Annotated in this window: 15 protein-coding genes and 6 pseudogenes; 9 read left to right on the top strand and 12 right to left on the bottom strand. The window is 59.8% G+C overall.

Going from position 1 to position 20,508, the window contains the following annotated elements; genetic code table 11:
* Window positions 1-68: 68 nt before the first annotated feature.
* Complete coding sequence (locus AC0L3K_RS30815; RefSeq protein WP_473367455.1) at window positions 69-680, bottom strand: hypothetical protein; 612 nt, start codon at window positions 678-680, stop codon at window positions 69-71.
* Between the two features lie 618 nt (window positions 681-1,298).
* Between AC0L3K_RS30815 and AC0L3K_RS30810 the strand changes: the two are divergent.
* A pseudogene (locus tag AC0L3K_RS30810) lies at window positions 1,299-2,294 on the top strand (Tm-1-like ATP-binding domain-containing protein); the annotation flags it as partial.
* Window positions 2,267-3,272 (top strand): annotated as a pseudogene (locus AC0L3K_RS30805) (aminotransferase class III-fold pyridoxal phosphate-dependent enzyme); the annotation flags it as partial. The pseudogenes AC0L3K_RS30810 and AC0L3K_RS30805, both read left to right, overlap by 28 nt.
* Window positions 3,273-3,290: 18 nt before the next feature.
* Here the strand turns inward: AC0L3K_RS30805 and AC0L3K_RS30800 are convergent.
* The gene (locus AC0L3K_RS30800; RefSeq protein WP_473367495.1) at window positions 3,291-3,959 is read right to left on the bottom strand and encodes a helix-turn-helix transcriptional regulator; all 669 of its coding nucleotides are present in this window, start codon (window positions 3,957-3,959) and stop codon (window positions 3,291-3,293) included.
* 1,443 nt (window positions 3,960-5,402) lie between these two features.
* Here AC0L3K_RS30800 and AC0L3K_RS30795 point away from each other — a divergent pair.
* The 3 genes from AC0L3K_RS30795 to AC0L3K_RS30785 all read left to right on the top strand — a co-directional run bounded on the left by AC0L3K_RS30795 (window position 5,403) and on the right by AC0L3K_RS30785 (window position 7,225).
* Window positions 5,403-6,092, top strand: coding sequence for a methyltransferase (locus tag AC0L3K_RS30795; protein ID WP_473367454.1), 690 nt, complete (start codon window positions 5,403-5,405; stop codon window positions 6,090-6,092).
* A gap of 472 nt (window positions 6,093-6,564) precedes the next feature.
* Entirely contained in the window at window positions 6,565-6,885 is a 321-nt protein-coding gene (locus AC0L3K_RS30790) for an LLM class flavin-dependent oxidoreductase (RefSeq protein ID WP_473367453.1), read from the top strand.
* Window positions 6,878-7,225, top strand: coding sequence for an LLM class oxidoreductase (locus AC0L3K_RS30785; protein ID WP_259219218.1), 348 nt, complete (start codon window positions 6,878-6,880; stop codon window positions 7,223-7,225). Before AC0L3K_RS30790 ends, AC0L3K_RS30785 begins: the two co-directional genes overlap by 8 nt.
* A 496-nt stretch (window positions 7,226-7,721) precedes the next feature.
* Here the strand turns inward: AC0L3K_RS30785 and AC0L3K_RS30780 are convergent, their stop codons facing one another.
* Both AC0L3K_RS30780 and AC0L3K_RS30775 read right to left on the bottom strand, forming a co-directional pair.
* Window positions 7,722-8,825: an IS3 family transposase gene (locus AC0L3K_RS30780; protein ID WP_473367452.1), complete on the bottom strand. Its 1,104-nt coding sequence runs from the start codon at window positions 8,823-8,825 to the stop codon at window positions 7,722-7,724.
* A pseudogene (locus AC0L3K_RS30775) lies at window positions 8,753-8,905 on the bottom strand (transposase); the annotation flags it as partial. The pseudogene AC0L3K_RS30775 and the gene AC0L3K_RS30780, both read right to left, overlap by 73 nt.
* 1,081 nt (window positions 8,906-9,986) lie before the next feature.
* On the opposite strand from AC0L3K_RS30775, the gene AC0L3K_RS30770 reads away from it, so the two are divergent.
* The gene (locus AC0L3K_RS30770; protein WP_473266895.1) at window positions 9,987-10,769 is read left to right on the top strand and encodes a YggS family pyridoxal phosphate-dependent enzyme; all 783 of its coding nucleotides are present in this window, start codon (window positions 9,987-9,989) and stop codon (window positions 10,767-10,769) included.
* Window positions 10,770-11,369: 600 nt separating this feature from the next.
* The gene (locus AC0L3K_RS30765; RefSeq protein WP_259219376.1) at window positions 11,370-11,525 is read left to right on the top strand and encodes a hypothetical protein; all 156 of its coding nucleotides are present in this window, start codon (window positions 11,370-11,372) and stop codon (window positions 11,523-11,525) included.
* Between the two features lie 549 nt (window positions 11,526-12,074).
* On the opposite strand, the gene AC0L3K_RS30760 is transcribed toward AC0L3K_RS30765, so the two are convergent.
* The 7 genes and pseudogenes from AC0L3K_RS30760 to AC0L3K_RS30730 all read right to left on the bottom strand — a co-directional run bounded on the left by AC0L3K_RS30760 (window position 12,075) and on the right by AC0L3K_RS30730 (window position 17,731).
* Window positions 12,075-12,194, bottom strand: a complete 120-nt coding sequence (locus AC0L3K_RS30760; RefSeq protein WP_310473295.1) for a glutamine amidotransferase-related protein — start codon at window positions 12,192-12,194, stop codon at window positions 12,075-12,077.
* Between the two features lie 343 nt (window positions 12,195-12,537).
* A complete protein-coding gene (locus AC0L3K_RS30755) occupies window positions 12,538-12,789 on the bottom strand; it encodes a Dabb family protein (RefSeq protein ID WP_259219370.1) in 252 nt (83 codons plus the stop codon).
* 244 nt (window positions 12,790-13,033) lie between these two features.
* Window positions 13,034-13,441, bottom strand: coding sequence for a hypothetical protein (locus tag AC0L3K_RS30750; protein ID WP_473367451.1), 408 nt, complete (start codon window positions 13,439-13,441; stop codon window positions 13,034-13,036).
* A gap of 54 nt (window positions 13,442-13,495) precedes the next feature.
* Window positions 13,496-13,939: a hypothetical protein gene (locus AC0L3K_RS30745; RefSeq protein WP_473266892.1), complete on the bottom strand. Its 444-nt coding sequence runs from the start codon at window positions 13,937-13,939 to the stop codon at window positions 13,496-13,498.
* Window positions 13,940-14,399: 460 nt separating this feature from the next.
* Window positions 14,400-14,787 (bottom strand): annotated as a pseudogene (locus AC0L3K_RS30740) (transposase); the annotation flags it as partial.
* A gap of 974 nt (window positions 14,788-15,761) precedes the next feature.
* A complete protein-coding gene (locus AC0L3K_RS30735) occupies window positions 15,762-15,884 on the bottom strand; it encodes a hypothetical protein (protein WP_473367450.1) in 123 nt (40 codons plus the stop codon).
* A gap of 1,079 nt (window positions 15,885-16,963) precedes the next feature.
* Window positions 16,964-17,731, bottom strand: a complete 768-nt coding sequence (locus tag AC0L3K_RS30730; protein ID WP_219685555.1) for an outer membrane protein — start codon at window positions 17,729-17,731, stop codon at window positions 16,964-16,966.
* 416 nt (window positions 17,732-18,147) lie between these two features.
* Between AC0L3K_RS30730 and AC0L3K_RS30725 the strand changes: the two genes are divergently transcribed.
* Window positions 18,148-18,387, top strand: a complete 240-nt coding sequence (locus AC0L3K_RS30725; protein WP_473367449.1) for a hypothetical protein — start codon at window positions 18,148-18,150, stop codon at window positions 18,385-18,387.
* A 959-nt stretch (window positions 18,388-19,346) separates the two neighbouring features.
* Window positions 19,347-19,611, top strand: a pseudogene (locus AC0L3K_RS30720) (transposase); the annotation flags it as partial.
* A 234-nt stretch (window positions 19,612-19,845) separates the two neighbouring features.
* On the opposite strand, the pseudogene AC0L3K_RS30715 reads toward AC0L3K_RS30720, so the two are convergent.
* Window positions 19,846-20,508 (bottom strand): annotated as a pseudogene (locus AC0L3K_RS30715) (IS110 family RNA-guided transposase); the annotation flags it as partial.

Here is a 20,508-nt window from a genome sequence, read left to right as displayed (position 1 = left end):
ATTGCATCCAATCGGCGGATCGAATGCCTCGCGGGTCTATATCTCTGTGTAAAGCGACATAGTCGATCTCACTGCGCGTGATGGCGAAATCCAGGCAGTTCCCTGTCACTCAAGTCTAACAAGTTGGCGCGCAATCTCTGGCGTTCGCGGCGATCGTGATAGACACCCCAGTATTTCGAGGTGACCCGGAGAGGATCGATGCGTACGTCGCGCAGGCCGCCATTCGGCTTTCTCCAACAGATCTGGAGCAAATTGATCAAGCAATCATTTTGTGTTGCGAAGTGACTTTCGTCTTGGCGCGCAAATTGGTGCGAGATGACGCTTAAACTGCGCACGTGCGCTGCAGATCCGCGGCAAAAGGATTTTCCGCGCCGACTTCGCGCGACCGGACCTCTCCCAATCTCATTGCGTTCGCATTGGCGTTTTTTGATCCCATTGAGTAGCCACAGCAGCGCGCCTTTATCGCCGTTGTTGAACCACGCGCCGCTTCGATCCGTATAGGGATCACCAGAGTAGTACTCGAGGAATTTGCCGAAATTCCGCAAGTAGCGGTCCGGCTCGGGATAAAGCCATCTCAACAATGGGCAGCTTGTGAAGGCCGTCGTAAGAACGGCACTGACCCTTGCGCGGTCCTCAGAGGAGACTAGCTTGATCGCCTCATTTTCTTTTGGGATTTGCACGATTAACGCTCCCGAAGTGTACGAACAAAGACATGGAAGGAAAGCTTCAACGGAGGGATGAGGTTCTGACCTGAGGCATTCGCGGTGCCGGACATCCTCATTCCATCGCTAGCAGCTCGTAGCTCAGCGGTGGGTCGGCGACATGTTGGCCATCAGGGTTGTGCAGGATTTAGGCCCGTCGGAATTCGGCGGTGTTCCCGCTTTCTGTAAAGCCTGCCGTCGTGTTCGCGACAAGGTTGCCGAATTATCGACACGACACGCTTCGATCTTCGCAAGCAAGCAGTTATGCAGTTCAATGATCAGCGAGTCTGAGGCGCGAATGTGCAAAGAGTCTTCCAAGCACGGCAATTCAAGCGTCCTCGCGCGTTCTGTGAGTTTCAAATATCGGCGTGGGCGATGATTTCGAGAGGTGCTGAAGCAAGCGCTGGCATCTGCGAGGAATTCAAAACATTTGTTTTCACACCAGAATGAGGCCGACGGTCCTTCTTCGATGCGACATTTCTCACAATCCACCGATAGGTGGATATCATGCATCGCAGCAAATCCATAATGTTGCGGCAACATTCACTGCGCTCGGACATGGGCCGTTGCGCGTCCGTTCGCCGACACCGGCCTTCCATGACCAACAGATCACGCCCTCGCATCCTGCTGATCGGCACCGGCGACACTACGTCGGACGAGCTCCTGTTCATGCAGCGCTGCATTGCGGACGCCGGCGGCGAGACCGTCTTGATGGACGTCAGCGTGCTCGGCGATCCCCCTTACAAGGCAGCGCACGACAAGCACGCGGTGGCCGCCGCCGCCGACACGACGATCGCCGCCGTGATCGCGAGCGGCGACGAGAATTCGTCGATGACGTTGATGGCGCGCAGCGCCGCCCGGCTGACGCGGCAACACTGCGACCAGGGCCGGATCGACGCCATGATCGCGATCGGCGGCACCATGGGCACCGACCTCGCGCTCGACGTCGCGCTCGCCCTGCCGCTCGGCTTTCCAAAGCTGATCGTGTCGACCATCGCCTTTTCTCATCTGATTCCCCCCGAGCGCATCGCCGCCGATCTGATGATGATCCTGTGGGCCGGCGGCCTCTACGGCCTCAACGGCACCTGCACGGCGGTGCTGTCGCAGGCCTGCGGCGCGATCGTCGGCGCGGCCCGCGGCGCCATCAGGCTGCGGCCCGAGGGCCCGATCTTAGCGCTGACCTCGCTCGGTAAGAGCTGCCTCAGCTAAATGGTCGAGCTGAAGCCGCAGCTCGAGGCTCGCGGCTACGAGGTCGTGGTGTTCCACACCACCGGCATGGGCGGCCGTGCGATGGAGTCGATCGCAGCGCAAGGCGGATTTGCCGCGGTGCTCGACCTCAGCCTTCAGGAGGTCGCCAACCAGGTGATGGGCTCGGTGGTAAACTCCGGCTCGGACCGTCTGATGAATGCCGGCCGGAACGGCATTCCGCAAATCGTCGCGCCTGGCGCCATCGACATGGTGGACTTTCCCGCCTGGCTGCCGGTGCCGACGGAACTCGCCCATCGTCCGTTCCATGCGCATAATCGCCTGCTTGCGTCCGCGACCTCCGGTGCCGTCGATCGCCGACGGAAGCCGCGCGCCGTTCCGTCGAGACCGCGTTGCGGCTCGCACGGCAATATTGGAAGATCAAGGGCCAGCGCGACCGCACCAAATTCCTGGCGCTGAAGAAGGGTTATCACGGCACGCATTTCGGCGGCGCATCCGTCAACGGCAATGCCAATTTCCGCCGCAACTACGAGCCGCTGCTGTCGGGCGTCTATCACATCCCCTCGCCCTGGACTTACCGCAATCCCTTCAACGAGACCGACCCTGCGAAGCTCGCGCAGCTCCGCGCCAATGCGCTCTTCGACGAGATCGAATTCCAGGGCGCCGGCACCATCGCCGCCTTCATCATGGAGCCGCTGCTCGGTGCCGGCGGCGTCATCGTGCCGCATTTGAGTTTCTTGGGACGTGCGCGAGATCTGCGACCGCTACGGCATGCTCCTGATCTCGGACGAGGTCGTCACCGGCTTCGGCCGCACCGGGGCATGGTGCGGCGCGCGGCTCTGGAACGTCAAGCCGGGCATGATGACAATCGCCAAGGCCGTCACATCGGGCTATTTCCCGCTGGGCGCCACGATGATCGGCGATAAAATCGCCGAGGCGTTCGAGAGCGACGAGACGAGCTTCGGCTCGATCGGCCATGGCTACACGTATTCCGGCCATCCCGTCGGTTGCGCGGCCGCCATCGCCGCGCTTGCCGAAACAAAGCGGCTTAAGCTCGACACCAGGGCCGAGGCCTCCGGCGCCATCCTCAACGAGGCGCTCGCGGCTCTCAAGCAAAAGCGCGAGATCGTTGGCGACGTGCGTGGCAAGGGCTTGATGGCGGCGCTTGAGCTGGTCGCCGACCGCGGCAGCAAGAAGGCGCTCGACAAGAAGCGCGTCGGAAAGATCGCCGATTCCATCTACGATGCCGGCGTGATGGTGCGCGTCTCCGGCAGCAATATTATCCTCTCTCCGCCGTTGATTATTACGGCCGAGGACGCCAGGACGATCGCTCACGCGATCGACCACGGCCTTGCGACTGGTTGATGAAGGCAGGCGTGGCCGCTAATTCGGCCGCGCCATCAGCGCCACCACCGCGGAGCGCGTCTCCACGCCGAGCTTTTGAAAGATGTGGATGAGGTGCGTCTTCACGGTCGCCTGGCCGATCTTAAGGCACTCGCCGATCTCGCGATTGGTGCGGCCGCAGCACAACAGCCGCACCACATCCATCTCGCGGCTGGTCAGCGCGTAGCGCTGCCCGTCCTCGGACGCGGCGGCGCGGCCGACCAGGTTGAACTGGAGGTACTGGTGCATCTTCCCGGCGATGGTCACGGCGCCCTCCGGGATCCTGGCCTCCCTGTCCCATACGACGCTGATCCCGGCGACAATCTGGTCGTCGCACCGAAAGAAGAAATCGAGCATGTCGACGATGCCGCATCGGCGGATGAACGAGCGGTAGAGTGCTGTCTCGCCTGCTTGCTGGCCGGCCATCGTCTTACTCAGGCGCGCCACCGCAAGGTGACCCGCATGACTCGGATGCTGCGGGTCGAAGGCACTCATGCCGTCGAGATACTGTAGATGAAACGGCTCCGGAATGCGCGACAGGAGAAAGCGCCGGAGGTTGTAGCCCTCGTCGACTTCGTAAAACGCCGTCGCCGAGCCCTCCAGCATGGAATGGGCAAAATGCACGGCTTCGTTCGTTGCGGTGTCCGAGCGGCCCATGAGCATCAGCATGGCCAACCCTCCTCGATTCCACTCCATTCGGGACATCTGGTAGTCCCTCGCGCAGGCGACGCCGGGAGAGGCACTGCTCTTACTTAGGCAATTTCCGGGCCACCGATTTCAGTTGCCGCCGAGCCGAGGTCCGAGCCGGTCTGCTCCTCCAGCGATTGGTCGATTGACTGGACAGCGGCACCGGCACGTTCGCCGCATCCGGTTCGATCCTCGCACCAATTGCCGGCCTCGACGACCGATTGATTGCCGAACGCACAAGCCGCATCACATCGTGACGCCCTGCAGTGAGACAAAACAAAATGAATTCGCATTGCGCGACGTTGCACAATGCGGGCAGCATCGATCTACTCGATCTAACCGATGCTTCAATTCGCACGCCACCTAGCGGGACCATTCCGACCGGTCCGATGGACATGCTCATCAGAGCGGAGAGCGCGACCATGGAACCTCGTTGACGTTCGACGAGCGCCTGCTCGCCTGCAGTGCCCGGGGCGGGATTGCTCGGATTCGCATCAGATGTGTCGCCCATTCCATGCCAGTTCGGGCAGCCCGATCGGCAACCAAGCCGGCGGCCGTGACGATCCGCGGCAACCGATCGGAGCCCCAGCCTTGGAGCCGCCTCCCACAGGAGCAATAAGGCGATGACCAACCGGGAGCGTCGTCCGAGGCTAGCCAATTGCGAGTTTTCGGAACGAAGCGGGCTCAGGAATGGCGCCGCTCCCCGGCGGCGGCGCGGCAGCTCCTGTTGCTTATCCGGGAATTGCCGTGCCGCTCGCGCAATATGGTGCGCTCCGCATTTCAAACACACGTACGGCTCAGCCCTTGTCCTATTCCGACATTTTGTTCTCAAGCGTACATTTATGGCGCGACAACCAGGATGAGAACGCGTCTCTCGCCTGATCGTCGCCGTCCAGACATCAGCGGCACGACGATGTTACGGAAGATGATGCCGATCGAGTGCTCGGGGCCTTCTGAAGGCTAAGCAGACAGCCGGACCGTGTGGCGAGCTCACGGTAGGGCGCTTGTGATCAGCGTCCCGGGGGCCGCGGACTTGTGCGCTCGATTGTATGGTTGGAACAGCCCGTAAACTGCGCTCTTCTGTCGCGTGAGGCACGATGATTCACGTCAAGGAGTTTGCAGCCTTCAATTTCAGCCGCCGTGCGGCCGCATGTCTAGACCCCGCTCGAAATTAATCCGGCCAACGCTTGGCATGGACGTTGCTATTGAGGGCTACGACACCAAGCGAGTGGGCGCGGCCAGATGAGCGATATCTTCCTTGGGCCATATCCGAGAGGTACAACACCGCGCCCGAGCGGATCAACCTTCTCAGCCCGATCATCGAGCTTAACGTTGAACGGCTTGCCGGTTTCGCACGCGTCTGGCCCCACCGTGTTGCTGCCCTGGACTACTGCCGCCGCGCGCTAAGCACTCATGGAGGTTGAAGTGATCACCCAACTCGGCGCATCCGTACGCAGCCAAACAACAGACGTCGATGCAATGTTGGCCGAACTGCGTTTGAACAATGATCCGCACGATGTCGAAGTCGGCGGCATGTCTTTGCACATCCTGCCCGGGGTTTTGTCACCGCGCCTAAGTCACGCACCGGACGCACTGATCTCGAAATGGCACATCGAGCCCGGCGCGGCGGTACTCGATCTTGGGTGCGGATCCGGTGTGCTGGGCCTTGCAGCACTCCGTGCCGGGGCAAGACGTCTAGTCGCTCTCGACATAAATCCGCAGGCGGTTCTCTCGACGAAGATAAACATTGAGCGATTAGGCTATGGGAATCGAGCAGAAGCCCTCGAGAGTGACACCTATGCTGCGCTACAACCTGGAGCACAATTTGATACCATTATCTTTGCCGCCCCCTATTGGAACCGCAAGGCCAATGACGATCTGGAGCGTTCGTGTTTCGATGAAGATCACAAGGTCATGGCCGCCGCGGTCGGAGGGGCGCACGTCTGGTTAAGTCCGAAGGGCGCGATGTATGTGATTTTCTCCGATCAAGGAGACGTTGGGCATGTCATGAACCTGATCGAGGAGAGCAAACTGCGCGTCAGAGACATGCATATTTTCCGACCGACCATTCCAGGCGGGCACGTCCGCATCGTTTGGAAGCTATCCGCACGATGAAAATCTATTGGCCAAGAAGCGCGCGGGACCCATCACGTCAGCGCTTGCCGGTGCAGTAGATCAGGCCAATTTGCATGTTCCCGACCGAGCTGAAATCGCTTGGCCGCGTGCAGCGAGTGCGCATCTCGATCGCGACCGTCGAGAGACATCGCAGCTCCGGTGCCGTTATCCAGACAATAGCCTCCCAGAACACACCGGTTGGGTTTACCGCGGAGTGCTAGGTGAGCATTAATCCCGCCCGGGCTCGAGCGGTTCGGCCGGACGCGTCTTGGGGAACGGGCACAATTCCTCGCCCTGACAGTGAGATCTGACGCTGTGGGCGAGATAGCGTTGCGGGCTCGATGCGCTACGCTACGACGATCGCGAACTTGTAAAACGAACTCGGCGGCAGGGGTGGACCATCGCCACGCAAGTTGAGTGTAGTTTCACGAGCGATCTCTCTGCGGTGATCAGCCGGCTAGCACTTTAAGAGTTGAAGTCATGCCTCGACATCAACGCTTCAGGGGTTGGCGGCGCTCTTTCCCCTCGTGGCCGCGATTTCGCTGCGCGATGGGCCCAGATCATCTTCGTGACGCCGGGCCTCATCGATGTCGCCGTCGAATTTCGCAACGACTTGCGCGCCCGGGCGGTCCGTTTCGGCCGCGACCCTGATACAGTCAAGGTGTTGCCCGGCATCGTCCCGGTCATTGGCGACACGGAGAAGCAGGCCAAGGCGCTAAACGACCAGCTCCACGAATTGTCGCATCCGCAGTCCGGTCTCTCGACTTTGTCCTATCATCTCGGCGTTGCCTGAGAATCTCGACGTTCCCGGCGTCGAAGGGCACTATCGCGAGGCCTCCGAACTGACGCGGCGCTCAGGCTTGAGCCTTGCTGAGCTAGGACAGCGCTACGGCGCGGGGAGAACCACCAGCGGCTTCGCCAGCACTCCCAGCACGGTGGCTGATCGCATGCAGGAGTGGTTCGAGGCGGGTGCTTGCGACGGCTTCATGTTGCAGGTCCCATATCTTCCAGGCGGCTTGGAGGAGCTGGTCCACGGCCTCGTGCCGGAGCTGCAACATCGAGGGCTGTTCCGCACTGAGTACGACGGCTCGACCTTGCGCGATTCGCTCGGCTTGCCCCGGCCAGCGGGCTGAGGTCGCCCATGCCCACCCGACGCTATGCTCTTTAGCTTCAGCCACTCCCACGATACGCAGCTCAATGAAGTATCGTGAACGTGCGACGAATCTCCATTTACCGCCTGAAAAAACACGGCCTGCGACCAGCAAGTAATTGATAATGCTCAGTGCGCAGATAACTCTCAATCAGTGGCCTGGTCAGTCCACTCAGGCAACAAGCGCAGGAATCTCTTGCTCAATCAATCGCAACAATCGGGTGTTGCGCCTCCGGAATTTGAGCGTATCGGGCACTCCGCGACCCTTGTTCCGCCGACGCAGCGCAAACCTTAGCATCTGGATGTGGGTCGGACATGGATTTAGCGATGAAGGGCTGGGTGCGCAAAGTTCAAGCCGCTCAGCGCCGGACTCATCGCCGTTTTGTCCCTGAACGGACTCAGTGTGGACGTGGGCCGGTCCGATTGAGCCCGGCGTCGCCAAAGGCTACCGTAGTAAATGGTGACGTTGCCCCCATTGTTTATCCAGTGGGACTTAGAGTCTGACGGTTGGCATCATGCACAGTCTGAGCAACGGGCCAAGGCGCGGAGCCCCCATCGAGCGCAGCGCCTTGGTCCCGTTGCGGTGAGAATTGGGCCGCATAATCGGCTGGCGCCAGCCAGCCGATGCCCGAGTGCGGCCGAATATTGTTGTAGTCGCGTCGCCAGTCTTCGAGCGCGAGGCGCGCCTGTGGCAGGGACGTGAACAGCGTCTCATTCAAAAACTCATCCCGCAGACGCCCATTAAAGCTCTCGACGAAGGCATTCTGCATGGGCTTGCCCGGTGCGATGTAGTGCCATCCCACGCGGGTTTGCTCGGCCCAACCCAGGATCGCGTTGCTGGTCAGTTCGGTCCCATTGTCGCTCAGGATCGTCCTGGGCCTGCCGCGTCTGGCGATCAGAAGATCGAGTTCGCGCGCCACCCGGCGGCCGGACAGCGAGAGGTCGGCTACGGCGGCGAGGCATTCCCGGGTGCAATCGTCGAAGATCGCCAGGATGCGAAATCTGCGGCCGCTGGCCAGTTGGTCGGAGACGAAGTCGAGCGACCAGCGATCGTCGGGCAGCTGCGGCACCGACATCGGCGCCCGTACGCCCAAAGCCCTTTTGCGACCGCCCCGTTTGCGTACCATCAGACGTTCCTCTCGATAGATGCGGAAAAGCCGCTTGTGGTTCACGACGAAACCTTCCCGGCCCAGGAAGATCAAAAGCCGTCGGTAGCCGAACCGCCGGCGTTCTCGGGCCAGGGCGCGCAGCCGTTCGCGTAAAGCAGGATCATCCAGACGCCGGGAGCGATAGCGCACCGTCATCCGTTGGCAGCCGATCACCCGACACGCCCGCCGCTCGCTCATCTCATGTTCCGTCCTGAGATGCGCGACCGCCTCTCGCTTCACAGCGGGCGTCACCATTTTTTTGACAGCAGATCCTTCAAGGCTGCGTTGTCGAGCATGGCATCGGCCAGCAGCTTCTTCAGCTTGCCGTTCTCGTCCGCAAGCTGCTTCAGCCGCTTGGCTTCGGAGACGTCCATGCCGCCAAACTTGCTCTTCCAGTTGTAGAAGGTCGCCTCGCTGATCCCGTGCTTGCGGCATAGGTCGGCGGTCTTCCCGCCCAGCTCGTGCTCCTTCAAAACCCCAATAATCTGCTCTTCCGTAAACCGCTTCCGCTTCATCGTCTGGTCCTTCCCTAAAGGGCCAGACTCCAGTTCAACATGGATTAAACCGCGGGGGCAACGTCAATGGCGTGCGCGCCCGGTGCTTCTGCGGAATTCGCGGCTAGTTCGCTCGAGAAGCAAGCCGTCTCAGCTCCCAGCATCTTCGGCACCGTCGACCATCTCCAACTTGCGCGCAGCAGTCAGATGACAGTCGCGGCCTTCGGATCCACCACTCCACATTGAGACCAAGCTTGTTATCTCCCGCGCCTCTATTCACTCTCGACGCGCGAAGTCGACATCGCGATGACCCTGGACACGCCCGCCACGGGTCAGGTGACGTCGCAAAAGCGGACTGACTACACGCTCGATCTCTAAAGGGCGGAACTATAAGTCAAACACCGGCGCTGGCCCAAATCCTTGGCGGATCTAGCGGGTCACGTTTTGTCGGCCTACATCCCCGAACTGCTTTCCACGGAGAAACCTATCGGAACTCGGTGATCGCATCCAGGTCCTGCCAACAATTCGCAGCACGAGCGTGATGGCGTAGGCCGATGCGGTGCAGTATGGAGCGGCGATCGGCGCGCTGCTGACCTTTTTGCCCTCGGGCTGGCCGCTTCTGAAAATGTTGCGTCCGAAAAAAGTGCGGCTCTCGGATAGATACTCGATTGCCGTCCGCGTGTGACGGCTGCACCGATAAAGGCCGCTCTCGACGCCATTGTAGTGGGTGTTCCTGTCGGCAAGCGCACGTTTCTGCATCGTTGATGGTGAGGCGCTCATCGTCAGACCAGAACTGCCCCGATTTGAACGAATATGAACCTTACTCGTGAATGGAGCGGCGTGAGTTGTCTCTCCCGAGCAGCACAGAAGTTTCCGTGCTGTCCTCCCTGAGCCAGAGCGGCGAGTTGGGCGATGGCGGATCGCGAGATCCGGAGCACCTTGTCTGGGATTAGGATCGTCCCTATGGGGGATACGGCCTCGATTATGCGTCGATGGGAGAGGTTCTGACGAACTAGCCGGACTCGACTCTGCTTTATGTGCTACCGAAATCATTGGCCTTTGCCATGTCAAACACCATGGACGTGGAAGCGAGGAATTCGCGATGTCGCAAATGAATAGCGTCCGATTCACGGATGATCCGCGCTCGTTATTGCGCGCCAATCTTGATGAGCTTGAGCAGCGCATAAATCGGGCTTGTATGCGGGCTCGCCGCAGGCGTTCAGAAGTTCGTGTTTTGCCTGTCAGCAAGACCGTACCCGCCGCGATTATCCGTATCGCATCCGAACTCGGCCTTTGCGAGTTCGGCGAGAACAAGGTCCAAGAGGCGGAGAGCAAGGTCCGCGATTTGGCCGACCTGTCGTTGAACTGGAGTGTCATCGGTCACCTCCAGACGAACAAAGTGAAATCGATGGTCAAGTTCGCGAACGAGTTTCATGCGTTGGATACCTTGAGATTGGCCGAAGCGCTCCAGGCCCGCCTGAGCGCCGAAGGCCGGCATCTCGACGTGTTCGTCCAAGTCAACACCTCGGGTGAGGTGAGCAAATACGGTTTGCCGCCCCACGAGGTAGAGGATTTTGTTCTTCGGCTGTCCGACTATCCAGCCCTTGTCCCTCGCGGCTTGATGACTCTCGCCGTCCTGAGCGGAGAGGCGGACAAGGTTCGCGAATGTTTCAAGTTGCTGCGGGGGCTTCGAGACGCACTCCGCGATAGAACATCGACGCGACTTGATCTCCTTTCAATGGGGATGACAAGCGACTTCGAGATAGCAATCGAGGAAGGTGCCGATGTCATAAGAGTTGGTCAGGCGATATTCGGACCTCGGCCGACCAAGGACGGACAGTATTGGCCCGGGCTTCCTCTCCCCACCAGCGCGCTATCCGAGTGAGGCCGCGGGACCTGCCGCGAGTTCTGTTTCGTCCGTCGCCTGCCAACAGCAGAGTGAAATCACCACACCAATGCTAGCAAGTCGCCCCGTCACGATCCGCATGACGCCCCTTGTGAGCTGACCAGGCTCGGTGGCGCACCCACTCTAAGTCGACACGCCGGAGCCTCGCCGATTGCAGGCGGGCCGCCCAACGGAAAACACGGCAAATTTCTCCGCGACTAGGAACACTAGGTGCCCGCGAGGTTCTTCTGCGTCAGGGTTAGGGCTTGCGGAGTTCTCTTCCATAGCTATTCAGATCGTGATGGACCATACAGGCGACAACCGACATTGTTTTGACCAAAGCGACCTGAAGGGCCTGGCCAGGCCGAGCCGCGCTTCAACAAGCTGACAGGCCGCGGATTATCGCTGTCAACCGGACGGCGGCGGGTGATCTTAGACCCGTACGGGCATTTGATCCGACTGCAGATGAGACGCTGCTCTGTTCGTGCCTTATCGGGACTAGCCAGACTCGCGGCGCGGCAAATGTTTTTGTTTAGACGTAGCGGTGTCGCAACTAGCGCGTTTGCGCGCGGGCACCATAGTTTTGGAGCTTGATGAAAAATGCAGCCAAAGATCGGGTGGTGTTTCGTTCTCGAACAAGCGCTGGTAGCCGGCGACGTGATGCTTGCTCAGAAGATCGCGCTCGAGACCGACGAAGCCGCAGTGCTCGCGCTTGCCAACCGGTTTGTCCGAGACCGCCCGTCCTGCCCCGAGTAGTACGGCGTACTTACTAGTCCGCTCATGGGCGGGGCCGCCGCCTGTGACAGTGGCAGCCCCTAGCCGCGAAGGCACCGTTTACGCGATACATCGGCAGCTCCGCGGCTACAGGTAAGCCTCAACCCAGCGATCGCCTTCTGCAATGTGATCCACTTGTTAGCCTTACCGGGCGCGAGTGGTCCTCTGCTGATGATCTCAACACTTGCCATTGTTTCGCGTGAACGCCTCGCGCAACTGCCTCCGTGAGCAGGGCTCGGTGGGTCATTGAGATATGCGATTGTTAGCCTGCCCGAAAGATACCTCAGGGTGCTAGCTTCGCAGAAGCAGGGATTTGCCGTCGCATCTCGATGAGCTCGAGCGCTCCCTCTCTTGACGCCCGCATCAAGATCAAACGCACGCGCGTGGCCGGGCAACGAAGCCGCCGCGCCGAATACAATGGCGCGCCGGCTTCGCATTGGGTGAACCCGGATGGGGCAATGACCGGTGCCTGAACGTAACGCTCCGATGCCTCGCCGCCCGCATTTGTGACACCGATCTATACGGCCGCGTTTAAGAAAGCTCTGCAAGCCGCAGGTAGTTTGCGAATAGTGCGTCCCCTTGCGATGCGAGTATCGACTCCGGATGGAACTGCACGCCGTATGTCGCTTGATTGCGATGGGCAAGAGCCATGATCGCCCTGTCCCAGAGCGCTGTCACTAGCAGAGCGCGAAGTGCCAACCCTCGGATCACCCACAATGGTCTCTCCGTTGCAAAATAGCTTTCCCGTCCGCAATCATATAAGCCCAGAAGGGATCGCACGTCACATACGAATGCTGCCCGAGTACCGCGTCGCTCGATGCGCTATCCAGGAACGTGAGGTGCCTCCGTTGCGAGGGGCCTCGCACGGCTGTGACGGGCTCAATCCACTGCAGTTCCACTACTGCATGACTCTGTCGCTCAGCGATATATGGATGATCGTAAGTCGGCCCGGCGAGGGCGAGCGTTATATCACCAAAAAACCCCTATATGCCTGTCAGCTAACCACGCCCGTAGCGAGGGCCTGCCGAACATACTGGCTCCGCATCTGCAGACATGCTGCAGTCGCCCGCGAGACGTAGCTCTCGCAGCGGCTTACCTGCCGGATCGATTGCTGGTAAACCTCGTGCGCTTTATAGGGTTCGAGCTGGCCTTCGTTGTCGAACTCACCGTAGACGATCACGTCAATTTCGTTTAGCCGGTCACTCTTGCAGTTGCGAGCGACTTCAAGCCGGCGTGCGTACGGGATTTTGGCGAGAACGGAGAGGGCTTCGACTTTTGTCGATATATGCCTTATCTTTTGCGGTGAAGAATACGATGTGTCGAATCATAGTTGGCCGTCGGTAGTCCCGAATAATTGCGGTTTGATTTCGCGGAAAGCGAAGCATCTTCGCCAAATCATGCAGGACTCGGGCAGCCGTCCAGTGGCCACCGCACGGCAGGCGCCCTGCACAATGGCACTGCCTGGTGTTTAGCTGAATCTCCTTCGGCCGCTACTCCGCAAGGTGGACCATGTCTGAGACCAGTTTTCGCCATGCAGTAAGAAAGCGCCTGATCATCAATCCCCGGGACAAGTTTAAGTATATGACTGCGTCGACGCCATTAGCTTTGCGCGGACGATGAAACGATCTCACTTGCTGGATTGAGGCATAAGAACTGCAGGAAAATGCGGCTCGTTTGTCGAATACAGGCGAGGCGCCGTCATAAAGCTGATCCGAAGCGCCGGCTTGGATGAAGACCGGACGTCCTTGCGGGGGCCGGCTGACATTGAGCGGGCCGCGCACATTGAACCATTTGCCGGAATGATCGATCCGGTGCACCCGCGCAGCGTCGGCGAACAGCGGCGTCTGGCGATCCCGGACCAGCGCACCATCCTCCCACGAATTCCACAGCTTGCTCACGACCTCGAGAAATTCGACGGCGTTCGTAGTGCCCCTCGCGCGAGAGCTGCTCGGTCAAATCAAAATTGCGCGCTTCCGCCTCCTGGAACTAGGTGACGATATTCCAGGCGGCGCGGCCACCGCTGAGATGATCGAGCGTCGCGAGCGCGCGCCAGCACATAGGGTTGGGCGTAGGATGTCAAATGGTCGCGCCGAGACGAGGTGCTTGATTGCACCCGTGATAATCGAGAGCACCACCAGCGGGTCGAGCCGCAGCGGGCCCAGCGCGCCATAGCGAAGCTGGCTATGCAGGCTGCCGCCCAGCGCGTCCGGGGTCGCGAGTATGTCCGCAATGAACAGAAGATCGAACCGCCCCTGCTCCAGCAGCCAGCCGATATTCTGGTAGTAAGCCGCTGACAGCAGGTCGCCACCCGCCTTCGGATGCCGCCAACCGGCATGGCTGCCGGAAACCGGCCCCGCGGAGACAAAGGCGGCAAGATGCAGTTTCTTGTCAGGCATGGGGCAGCTCACTTTCCATGAGATCTCGACGGGGCCGCCGCGCTTCAGCGTGTTATAGATCGGGCAGTTGGCAGTGAATCTGTCAATCGGCGCTTTAATTGCGGTTTGTTGTCAAGCTACCATTCTTCCTCTCTCCAGTGACACGCCGGTAGCGATTGCTCCGTCGGAGCTGGTCAGGTTGCAGAGACGGAGCGATCGCGGATGGCGAGACGATTGCCTAGCGGGCTTGGCAATCGACGTCGTTCGCGGCTTCGTCGGGTTGGGTTGATGTCGTAGCTGGGGTCTTGGTCCTTTCCGAGGTCGCGAGCGCCTCATGATGATGTCCGGATCGGGGCGCCTCAACGTTTGCAGCGGAGTGCGGGCGAACCGCCACCAGCCGATTGACCGAGGTCACCACGACCATCGTCCCAGCGGGACATCGCCAGTCCGGCGGACCGGACCAGGAACTTGCGAGCAAATATCAGATTGGCTTTGGCTGGCCCCAGCGACGTGCCATCGACCCAGATGCAGTGGAGAATTACGGCGATCTTTCGGGCGATGGCGACCTTTGCCTTCTTCATACCGATCCGCTTGGCGAGCTTCATGCCCCACGCCTTTAGGGAACACCACTTTTGGGTTCGATAAAGAAGAACAGTGGCGGCCTCGAACAAGTAAGTTCGGAGAAGCCGGTCGCCCCATCGAGATATCTTTCCGTTGGTGTCGGTTTCGCCGGATTGGCTGCGCCTCGGCGTAAGGCCGAGATAGGCGCCGACCGTCGAAGCCGATCGGAAGCGCGAGGGGTCATCGATCGTGTGGCGGAACGTTAGGGTCGTCACGACACCGACCCCCGGGACCGTCATCAGGCGACGCGTCGTGTCGTCCAGCTTTGCCAACCGGCGGACCTCGTTGTCGAACTTACCTTGTTGTTGACAAACGTTCTCATGGATCGAGAGCAGCGGCGATATCACGCTGAGAAGCAAATGATCGACGCCCAAGAGTTCGCTGACCTGGTTGCGGAATTTGTTGGCCGATCGCGCGAGGGAACAGAAATCCACATTCCTTGATCAAACTGCGAACCTGGTTCTCGATGTCTCGAGCAGGAAGCACCGCCGCAACGGACAGTGATCGCCGTCACGAGAGGATGGTCCCACGGACCTTGAAGGGGCGCACGGCGAATCCCAAGGGTGAGCAGGACTCGCGGCGCGGTGCGCCGTTCTTGCCAAGAACTGCTCGCGCGGTAAGCGCGATCGTGCCGCTCACGGTGGCAGACCTGGATGTGGCGATGTGCGTGGCGACAGTAACCCGGCCGCGATCCGCAATTCGATCCAATCCGACCAGGCCGACCGCGTGGCGACAATGTGCACGAATCCCGGCACCGAACCCTTTCGTTGTCGAGAGGGTATCGCGCAATCCGCGGCGAATAAGTGTCTTTTGGCGCTCTTTCGGGCATGGCTGATCTGTCTCTTCGAGGCGATCTATGCAGTTTGTGCCATGCCGCTGCCGTGCCCGCGCTGCCCTCTGACGATGGCGCCCCTCCGAATGATGGTCGGCGGGGTCCTTTTGAGGGCGTGGGTTTGTGCGGGGAACGGCGCGACGGCCCGCTACAAATACATTTCACTTCGCGTATCCCCGTTTATTTTGTGCGAGTTGGCACAGAAAAGCGGTGCGCGAAGTGGCGCACGTCGTCCGGAAACCGTGATTCTTTATGGGTTGGAACGCCCGGAGCCCGCACGAGGTTAGATAGATTGCTCCATCGCGGCCGCCGCTGACCGGCGCTCTCGATTGGAGGCGGGGCCCCATAAAGTTCATCGGGGACGAAGCTGGCGAGATCATCGCCCAAACATCAGATGACCATGTTGTAATCGGCGGCCACCACCGCCTCGCAGTGGCGGCCAGCCTCGGTAAAAGACTGGTCTGGCGAGATACCGGCGAACCTGTGAAGCTTGATCTCTTCATCAAGCAGCATGGAAGCACTCCTAGACATACAGCCTGAGCCGCTCGCCGAGCGTATCGTTCTTCGGGTACATCGCGATGATCGCCATCATGGTCGCGCCGCTGGTGGCGTGATCGTTGGCGGTTGGGCCACCCTCTCAGGGAGAAGGACAGCGACATGACAGATCGCGAATTGCTGCGGGACGTGACGGCCATACAAAAAGGGAGGCCGCCTGCGTTGCCACAAGCGGCCCAAGTCTAGGGAGGAACGCCCAAGGAGGGCAACGATAGCAGGGAGCTACCGCATACCCTTAGCTAGACGATCGCGATCAGCGGCTCAATTGAACGTAAGGGGTGATGGAACGATACAAAGGTTTATGGTCCTGTCGGGCCTACTTGCTCTGCTGCTTGAGCACCCACAGCCGGTAGGCTCCATATCGCGCACCAGCCTTTGTGTGCGAGATGGTACGAAAGGAAGTTCGAAATCAGAAACCCCAAATACTCCAAATACCCTCAAAGGTCGCGGTCGCGCGGCCCTGCGGAGGTTGACACGCCCAGAGGGACCCGGACGACCCGACTGTGCGGAGGGTGGCCGCGACGGTCCGCGCAGCGTGTTATCACCTCGACTCACGATCACTATGTCCGCCCGGGGCAAAGCAGACATCCCGCCGCAAGGCCGCGATTTCCGATTTCGTTCGTTGACCCGACGCGGAAGTGGGGCCGACGCTTGAGCCTTTGTGATGCGTCGTCCTCACCTGAGCGTGCACGCGCAGGGTCAACGTGCAACCGAAAACCCATCGCGTGCAAAACGCTCAAGACGGTGCTGAATTCGGATGCGCCTTGCCGCCTGCGAACGCGCGGTAAAGGCTTGTTCGTGTGATTCCCAGAACGTCGCGCGAGCTCCGAAATGTCGTGCAGACGGACAGCATCCTCAATCGCACGACACCTGTCGGCGATGTCGCCAGTCTCGAATGCGGCATTGAGGCATTCCGCAACTTCTCGGCGGTTCAGTCTGGATCTGATGCGCGCTTTGTATCTTTCTCAGACATGGCTTTAAACAAAAGGCCGGGCAAAATGCCCGGCCCACTGTCCTGACAAAGCGTCTAGATGAAGTCAGTATCTCGCGGCGACAGGAACTGTTCCCAAGCCGCCGAAGCGATAGTTAAAGCGCACCGTGACCAAGTCCACGTCCTGCTTGACGCCGTTCCCTAAGAGGGTGACGCCACCGGGCGTGACCACGCCTGCGAAGGAGGAGTTGTCACGCCCCATCCAGAGATGGTCATATTCAACACCGACCGACCAGTTCGGTGCGAAACCATATTCCCAGCCCACGCCAAGGGCGCCGCCCCAGCGCGTGTGACTTGCCGAGGCGAGGCCGACGCCGGTGATGTTGTTGAACACGTCAAAGCGATTGTGAGTGACGGCCGCGCCGCCCTTCACGTAGAGCAGCGATGCGTTCCATGCCCAACCGAGTTGGGCCGTGAAGAGGCCAATGCCATCGGTTTTCCCTGTGGTTGAAATCAGCGGATCGATCAGGCTGACGCGCGTGTTCTTGATGTCAGCCCAATCGCCCTGTGCTTCCAGTCCGAACACAAACTGATTGGTTTGCCAGCGATACCCGATCTGTCCGCCAACAAGGCCGCCGGAGCGATCCGCGCAACCGCCTGCGACTGTCCCTGCGAGCGTAACGAAATCCACACAGCTGTGGGTTTGGCCCCAGCCGCCGTTGGCGCCGATGTAGAAACCGGTCCAGTCATAGATCGGAGCGACCACCGGCGGCGGCGCCTTAGTGTATGGGCGAGCCGCCAAATCAGCCGCCGACGCAGGGGCGGATAGAGCTACGGCCATCATCCCGGCTGCGACAATCAGAAGCTTTTTCATTACGAGAAATCTCCCCAGAAGAAGTTCAAAAAAGGCACGAAGCCCACCTAGGGAATCAATGCTATCCCGTTCGCCTGCAGGTTGATGTAGCCAAGCCGCAACACCCGGCTCAGATGTTTCGTTGCAATCCTTATTTCTAATAAGAATTGCGGGGAACCAAACGCCCGCCAACGTGCATTAAATCGCGAGCGGGGGCTCTGGTCGACCGTTGGACTGCAGTATGGGAGCCCTCGCGCGAACCGGCGTCACAAACTTGTGGCATGACCATTGCATAATTCAGGACAACTGGGATTTCAGCGCTCAGTTAGAGAATAAGCGCTGCCGGGACGCTTATTTCGAGCCCGGCGACGCTTCACTTCCTTTCCCTTGCGCCACCGCTACGGCGCATATTGTTTCGACAGAGGGGGTATTGGCGCATGGCATACGACACGGCAACGGTACATTTGCTCCGCGACGTTCTAGACGAGGTTCTTTCCAGTCCGTCATTCACTCGTCAGCAACAGCGATCTGCTCTGGAAGTTGCCGAGCGCGTTCTCTTGCTCGCTTCCCAAGGCGAGCGTGAACCGATCAGCATCAAGCGACACCTGCTAAATGAGTTTTTGGCATCCGCTGCCGGCGAAGCCAACCGGGTCGCCCCTTCGCCTGATCGACGGTGAGCCTGCATGGCGAGCAAGTGCCGCTGGTAATGCCCTGCGGGTTCGATCGTGTCTACCATGTCACCACTGCCGCTCATCGGAGCATTCCCTGCCCATTGGCATGTCGCCTTGTGTTGTGCACAAAGCGGACTTGCTGAAGGCCAGCCCGAATGTCCGCTTCTGTGAAGGGTTTCGGATGCCGGCCCCATGACGGTGTTGCCGCGCACACGGGGGCCGGCGTCCGAAAGCCTCCAAAGGAGGAAACCGCGCTGGGGGGACGTAGGACGATGCCGCGTGATCGAGCTAGTCGCGTCAAACAACCTTCAGACGATCAGGACGATCGCCTATGGGGATTTAATGTTTGGCGGCACCTGTACTTTCAATGGCTTGGCTATAGCAAAAATACCACACCACACAATCTAAACGTGAGCTCCTCGATATTTGAGGGGCATGAGGCAAACTGATCTCTGGCGGCTGGAAAGCCCCCGGAGCTATCAGAGCCGAAACTCTTTCGAGCTGCTCGTCAAGAGCATCACCGCATTTGTAAGTCTGCTTACGTCGAGATGCCTGGACAGGGGCCAACTAGCGCGACGTTGCACACAATCGCGATCGAGGATTCGAGTTGGCTCTTGTGCAATGGTTGGTGCTCCGCCACGAACTTCCAGATCAGCACGTCCTCGATCATCGGATCGTCGCCAGCTACGCACCAATTGCCCCGCTCGTCACGATGAGCTGTCGCCTATTGCTTCGCCGTGTCGCCAGCTGCGGCGTTCTACCGCGCGAGCGGTTTAGTCCTCTGGGCGGAACTCCGACATCGCAGGTCTCACGGTGAGACCTTGGCCGCGTCGTCGCCTCCGTTGTGCCCGCCATGCCAACCACAGCAATCTGTAGCGGCTTGCCTGTCCATCGTGGACGGTGACCTTGCCCCTCGGGCTTAATCCAGTTTGAAGTTCGTTCTGGCCCAAGACGAGGACCAGAGCATGAAGCGCAAGCGATTTACGGAAGAACAGATCATCGGGATTTTGAAGGAGCACGAAGCCGGGGTTCCGGTCGCCGATCTCTGCCACAAGCATGGTGTCAGCGACGCCAGCATCTACAAATGGAAGGCCCGGTTCGGCGGGATGGACGTCTCGGAGGCCAAGCGACTGCGATCGCTGGAGGACGAGAACACGAAGCTAAAGCGGCTTCTGGCAAGACGCCATGTTGGACAATGCGGCGCTGAAGGATCTCGTGGGAAAGAATGTATGACCCGCCCCGCCCGTGCAAGGTCGTTTAATGAGGACGATGCAGTCTGCACAAATGTATCCGGCCTCTTGCAAGTGGGCCGCTGTTGCGGCCAGGCCATGATGAGATCCGCGCGTGCCGTTCTCAGATAAATGGTTCGGGCTCGAAGCCCGCTTTTTTGCACAGGGTTTACGGCGCGCCGATCGACTGTTTCGTCATCACCTTCACGAACCTCGCAGTCTGGAACAAACGGGATCAGCTAAAGGCCGGATCCCGCCGTTCATAGCTTGCGCCGGGCTTGGTCATCACCACCCATGCGATCCGCGCAACTCTTGGCCGCCAAGGCGACGGTGACCTTGTTAGTGTGCATGCGTGCCTGAAGTCCATCAAGCCACGCGCCAAGGCGGTATCGCGAGCGATCAAGATGAGTCACGCAGGAACGCGCGCCATGGATGATCATCCGGCGCAGATATCGATTGCCGCGCTTGCTTATCCCCAGCAGCTTCGTTTTGCCTCCCGTAGAATATTCTCTCGGGACAAGACCTAGCCAAGCTGCCATATCGCGGCCTTTTTGAACTGGCGGGCAGATCCAGCTGCTGCCAAAAGCGCCGTCGCGGCCAGCGGACCAATGCCCCGGATGGTCATCAATCGACGTGCGGTATCGCTTTGAGAGGCAATTGCCTCAATCTCGCGGTTGACCTCGGCAATCCGCAGCTCCAGCTGCCGCATCTCGTCAAATGTAGATGCAAGAATGCGACGCATCGCCGAGGTTAGATCATTCGACTGATCGGCCAAAACCCTCGGCAGATCAGCCTTGAACTTGCCGGCGCCCTGGTGAATGGCGATCCCATATTCCAGGCAAAAAGCGCGCATCTGATTGATGAGGCACGTCCGTTGCGACATCATCCGATCGCGAAC

The sequence above is a fragment of the Bradyrhizobium sp. MI1.10 genome, from assembly GCF_055811035.1.
The sequence above is the reverse complement of the archived record's forward strand: the minus strand, read 5'-3'. Positions and strand labels throughout refer to the sequence as shown.